This window comes from Actinotignum schaalii (assembly GCF_028864145.1).
GTDB classification, from domain to species: Bacteria; Actinomycetota; Actinomycetes; order Actinomycetales; family Actinomycetaceae; genus Actinotignum; species Actinotignum schaalii_B.
Genome location: NZ_JARBHJ010000061.1, coordinates 1 through 5,694 on the forward strand (window position 1 = coordinate 1; position 5,694 = coordinate 5,694).

Consider the following 5,694-nt stretch of genomic DNA (forward strand, 5'->3'; position numbering starts at 1 on the left):
TTAGCCGGATCCTTCGCAAGCGTCACATCCGAGCCAGGCTTACCATCACCATCACCCCAAGCCGGGCAACCATTATTAGAAGCCGGCCCAGCAACAGACGGGCACTGATCCTTCAGATCTGGAGTGCCATCATTATCGGCATCAGCGTTCGGATCGCGCACAGTAATCGGCGCAAGGAGAATCTTCTCCCCGGTGGGTGTCGTCATCTTGACGGGTACAAGATATTCACCCGGTTCAGCTTGCCCCCTGGTCGGAGCGAGCGAGATGGTCCCATCCTCGTTAACCGTCGCCCAAGGTTGCTGGCCAACCTTTACCTTGGACTGGTCAACATCAGCCAAAAGATCCGCGGAGATCTTTGCATTGTCATCCAGAGGCGAATACTTCGCATCCCGAGGCTTCGTACCATTTTCCTTGTGGAGTGGGGAAGCAACAGTTTCGGTCGTATCGAGGTCGACCAAGGTGTGCTTGTACTCAGGAGTTGGCTTTGCAGCGAATGCGTCCTTTGCTAGCGCAGTATCACGCGAACCTTCGGGGTAGATCGTGGCCGTATAGATTTCGTCATGGTCAAGATCAGCCGGAACGGTCAAGGGGCAGGAATTCACAACTCCCAGATTCGAGGAGGTCGAGATGCACTTATGAACCTCGTTACCTTCAGAATCAGTCCACACGATTTCGTGACCACTCGACGGCACGAAACCAGTGGCCTTTGTCTGCACAGTAGCACCCGGCGCGGCTGGTTTATCTGTCTGGTTGTACTCAAGAACCTGGAAATCGCGATCTTCCATACGGAGCGCAAAATCTTGGTTGTGGAGATCACTCATTCCACCAAGAGTTGCATAGTCCGGAACTTTATCCCCAGGACCGAACATGTTGTCAGGGAAGTTATCAAGCGCTCCACCCACGCCCTCCGGCAACACGGGGGCAACATACATATACGCGACATTAACATGCCGTGAGCCAAAGTTCCCCTTCAGCCACGAGGCATTCGTCGCATTTTCCGGAACAAGGTCACCGTGTGTCCCGTTCTTCATGATGCCTTTAAAGGTGTAACTGTCACCCCAAAGGCCTCGGAACTGGATATGATACGAGCCCTGAGCGTCCGTTATGGCGTAAGCGGTTTCAGCCCACGGGCTTTTCCCTGTTTCTTCCTTATATTTCGCCATAATCTCGCGCTGAGCGACCTTGAATTGCTCGCGGGTATAACCTCTGTGCTCGCTCTTCCACGTGTCGAAACGGCGCGCAACCTCGTCTTGGACGTAGGTACCAACAACCTTAACCCCAGGAACCGCTACATCTCCGAAACCGTCTTGGAAATTGCGGACAGCCTTCGGAGCACCAAAGTAGTTTCTTTGATCATAAAAAACGCTTCCGTTAACGTAGCCGCCATTTTCCTGGTTAGTCGTTTCCCTCCAGGTACTCTCATCCGGGAACATTTCCTGAATCTTCGGACGCTCCTGATAAGAGATATTCATGTTTTCAGCGGCGGACTGCGGCCATGCATTCCACGTGCCCACATAACGCTGAGTCATCCCGTTGTTAACAAATACACCGTCGGATTCGACAAACGAATTAACGTACTTAGCTTTATCGGGATTATCAGCCCAGATCCGCAAACCCTGACCGGCTTGCGCCCTCCATTCATGTTCGACACCTAGAGCGTCAGTCCAGTTTGGAAGTTTAATTGAGTACTTGCCATCAGCTTTAGTTTCGGTCCAATAAACCGGCGAGACAGCACCCTTCAGCTTTTTATTGTTAAAGTCAACCCACTGCGCGTAAACCTTTACGCCAGGCAGACCTTCATCCCCTTTATCGAACGTGGCAATATTGTCCACTCGGTCTACGAAAACTCGGCCGTAAACCGAACCTTTAATTTCACCAAGCTTGCCGTCCGAACGTTGTAACTCATACGCCTGTGCAGAAGGCGCACTATATGTGGGGGTGAGACTCAAACACAACGCTGCGGCTGTGAGACCGGCCCACAGTTTCTTGCGGAGAGTACCCCCCCCGCGTTCGCGTGCCAGCCGGAGTGAAAATGCCGGGTGCCGATTTAGGCGCCCCCGTGTAGTGAGACATCTTTTCTCCATTGGTAGATAATCGGATGACTTGCGGGTGCGCATATCGCCACTTAGGTGAATTTTGTGAAGGAGATGCGCCTGAGCATCACCAAAACACAATAAGTAACGCGCCACACCAGCTAAATCATTCAGAATCGTAACATAACTATAAATTGCAATTTCGCGATTTAATGACATTTTATTAATCGGACGATTACAACTCTGACCTGGAACTTCACACACCCACACCATCCAAAGAGGGGGACTTTCTACCCATTTAGCATGGTTTTCTAAGAAATTTCCCGGCAAACTGTGAAGTAAATAACTAGTGATCGGCTGCACTTCGCCGAGTTAGCGCACCATTGCACCAGACTTCGTCCATTCGATAAAAACGCTAGAACTATTTGTACTATTAATATTTATTCCATTAAAAGCTGGAATGATTCTTAATTTCCAGGACGCCCCACCGTTTCAGGACGCTAGAACCATATTTACGCCACGCGCTGCACAATGGAACTGCCATGAATGAAGCTCGCGGCAGTAATGACGCCCACCAAGTCACCGGATTGCCTGTGCGCAGACACCTCGAACCTCTTCCAGGAATGCTAGCTCCACTCGCGTGAGTGCACGGCTCGGATCCCACACGAGACTCGTGGAGGAGTCCGTGGTTGGCACTAACGGAACGAACACCAGACCGAGAGGTGAGCACCTACCCGCAGAACAATCATTGATAATCGCATAGCCAACCCCGGCATCAACCAATTGTGGCGCGTGGTAGACCACGTCATAAATAACCCGGCACTGATCGCTGTGCTCATCCAGCCACCGAGCCAACTGGCGATGACCCACGCTATCATCCGGGCAAATGAGCGGAAGGCCTTCAAGGTCCTCCACATTCACACCTTTCTTAGCCGCAAGAGAAGACGCAGCGGGAACCAAAATCCCCCACCGGTCCCGCGTTGACAAGGGAAGCCTCTCATATCCCGCTAGATCCCAGGAATCCGGAACGATAGCGAAAGAAAGTGCATTGCTCGCGAGCCTTTCTAGAATGGTTTCCCTGCGTATCCGACGCAGCGTAACACCGACTCCAGGATGCTTATCCCGCACACATTTAATTGCCCGAGCAACATCGACGACAGCGGCGCTCTCAACAGTGCCTATAACCACATGCCCGCCAATATCGCCGTGCAACATACTGAACTCTTCGACCGTGCGCCGCGACAAGCTGAGAATCTCTCGGGCTCTTCCGGCGAACAGTACACCTACAGGAGTAAGCCGAATTCCGCGCCCAGACCGGTCAAGAAGTTCTTGACCCAACGTCTTTTCCAATTCGCGAATTTGCTTCGTGACCGATGGTTGACTGCAGTTCAGTTCAACTGCCGCTTCTTTAATCGACCCAACCCTTGCCACCACAACAAAGGCTTCTAGATGCTGCAGCTTCACCGCGCCCCCATAGCTATGTGCATATCTTGACTTTTCTTAGTTTACTTATACCACTCAATTTCGCGAAATTCACACTATAAAGCCTCTCGTCTCGAATAAATTTTCACCCCCACAACATACCCATACCAAGGAGATCAAGACCACACTTGCATTTGCCCCAGGAAGCCCGTATAGTAGAAAAGTCGCCGCGGGGTGGAGCAGTTCGGTAGCTCGCCGGGCTCATAACCCGGAGGTCAGAGGTTCAAATCCTCTCCCCGCCACGAAATAGAGTGCCTGACCAGGTGAAATACCGGTCAGGCACTCTTGCCATATCCGCGTCGGGCCTACGCCAGCCCCGGAATTCCCACTCAAACCATGTGAGAACCAATACCTGCTAGCCAACCCCGCTGCGCTACAGCACCAGCGAAGCAATCCAACCCGCGATGAGCAACGAGATATTGAAATGGATGAAGGTGGGGATGACCGAGTCGCGGATATGGTCATGTTGGCCATCGGCGTTGAGCCCCGCCGTCGGCCCTAAAGTAGAGTCCGAAGCGGGTGAACCGGCATCGCCCAGCGCGCCCGCCGTGCCAATAATCGATACGGTGGCCAGCGGGGAGAATCCTAGCGTGACGCACAGGGGCACGCATATCGCCGCGATAATCGGCAGCGTGGAGAAAGACGATCCGATCCCCATCGTCACCAGCAGCCCCACAAGCAGCATGGCGAGCGAGGCCATCGCCTTATTACTCCCGAACATCGCCGCGGTGGCGTTCACAAGTGGTTCAATCTGCCCGCTCTCACTCATCACATTCGCGAAGCCCTGGGCGCTGATCATGATGAAGCCAATGAGGGCCATCATTTTCATGCCGCCGGTGAAGACGTCGTCGGCCTCGTGGAGCTTGATGGCGCGCGAGAAAATGAAAACGCACAGCCCTACCAGCGCGCCAACCAGCAGCGCATCAGCGTCCGAATCCACCGCGTTGAGGAGCAGCTGGATCCCGAAGCACACCAGAATTGCCACGAGTGAGACCGCGATGCGGTAGCGGGAAACCGCCGGAGCCCCGCCCGCCGCGCCCGCCGCATCCGCCGCATCCGCCGCGCCCGCCGCGCCCGCCGCACCGGCCACGCCGCCCGTGTTCGTGCCCCCGGCCGCGCCGGTATCCACCGCCACATCCCGATACTCACGCGGCTTGCGGTAGGTAACAAAGACGGCGAGCAGCAGCCCAACCACCATCCCCGCCGCCGGAATCGCCATGGCGCTCATCACGTTGATGCCACTCACATCCATGCCGGCCTTCGCGATATTCCCCAGCAGGATATCGGTGAGGAAGATCTTTCCGAAGCCGATGGGGAGGAACATGTACGTGGTCACCAATCCGAAGGTGAGCGCGCAGGCCACCGCGCGCCGATCCAGGCGCAGGTTATTCATGACCACTAGGAGCGGCGGGATAAGCAGCGGAATAAAAGCAATATGCACCGGGATGAGGTTCTGGCTCATCACCGCCATCGCGCAAATCCCCGCCAGCATGGCCCAGCGGGTGAAAGCACGCTTACGAGCACCCGTCCCGTCAGAGCTGCGCAGATGGCCGAGCATCCACTGTGCCAGCAGATTCGGCAGCCCCGAATGGGCCACCGCCATCGCGAAAGCACCGAGCAGCGCATAGGAGAGCGCGATTTTCGCCCCGGCACCCAGGCCTTCCTGGAAGGCCACCATGGTCCCCTCCAGGCCCATCCCGCTGAGTAAACCACCGGCGAGCGCGCCGATAAACAGAGCCAGTACCACGTGAACACGAAGTACCGCGAGGAGGAGCATCAAACAAACAGCCACCACAACAGCATTCATAAAACTGAATATACCGAGACTGGGGCACCAGCCGAATAAGTATCCATAAATACGTAGCTTTTCTACTACTTCTTGCACTAGCGGTCGCGCGAAACCACGGTTACGCCGTATCTTTATCGACGACGCCGCGCAGCATTCGCCCAGCTCAACCTATGAATAAACGCTCAGGCACTAGCCCTGCCACCCGCCTCCCGCTCCCGGCGCTAGAGAGCCGGTAGAGAGGGTAGAGAGGCTAAAGACACCAGAAACGCCAAGTGGGGGGGGGGGGGGGGGCGGGGGGGGGGGGGGGGGGGGGGGGGGGGGGGGGGGGGGGGGGGGGGGGGGGGGGGGGGGGGGGGGGGGGGGGCGGTGGGGGGTGGGGGGGGGGGGGGG

Annotated in this window: 3 protein-coding genes and 1 tRNA gene; 1 reads left to right on the forward strand and 3 read right to left on the reverse strand. The window is 55.8% G+C overall.

Features of this window, described 5'->3' with window-relative positions; all coding sequences use genetic code 11:
• Together PWJ82_RS09395 and PWJ82_RS09400 are read right to left on the reverse strand one after the other, a co-directional pair.
• Positions 1–2,396, reverse strand: a 2,396-nt coding sequence (locus PWJ82_RS09395) for a hypothetical protein (RefSeq protein ID WP_274736418.1), incomplete at its 3' end; no start/stop codon positions are given.
• Between the two features lie 216 nt (positions 2,397–2,612).
• On the reverse strand, positions 2,613–3,497 hold the full coding sequence (locus PWJ82_RS09400; protein WP_016441692.1) for a LysR family transcriptional regulator: 885 nt from the start codon (positions 3,495–3,497) through the stop codon (positions 2,613–2,615).
• Positions 3,498–3,683: 186 nt separating this feature from the next.
• Here PWJ82_RS09400 and PWJ82_RS09405 point away from each other — a divergent pair.
• A tRNA-Met gene (locus PWJ82_RS09405) sits at positions 3,684–3,757 on the forward strand.
• 131 nt (positions 3,758–3,888) lie between these two features.
• Here the strand turns inward: PWJ82_RS09405 and PWJ82_RS09410 are convergent.
• On the reverse strand, positions 3,889–5,322 hold the full coding sequence (locus PWJ82_RS09410) for a Na+/H+ antiporter family protein (protein WP_274736419.1): 1,434 nt from the start codon (positions 5,320–5,322) through the stop codon (positions 3,889–3,891).
• Positions 5,323–5,694 lie beyond the last annotated feature (372 nt).

Excerpts from the sequence above, each read along its gene's own strand:
- PWJ82_RS09410 (WP_274736419.1), bottom strand. The coding sequence starts at position 5,322 with ATGAATGCTGTTGTGGTGGCTGTTTGTTTGATGCTCCTCCTCGCGGTA.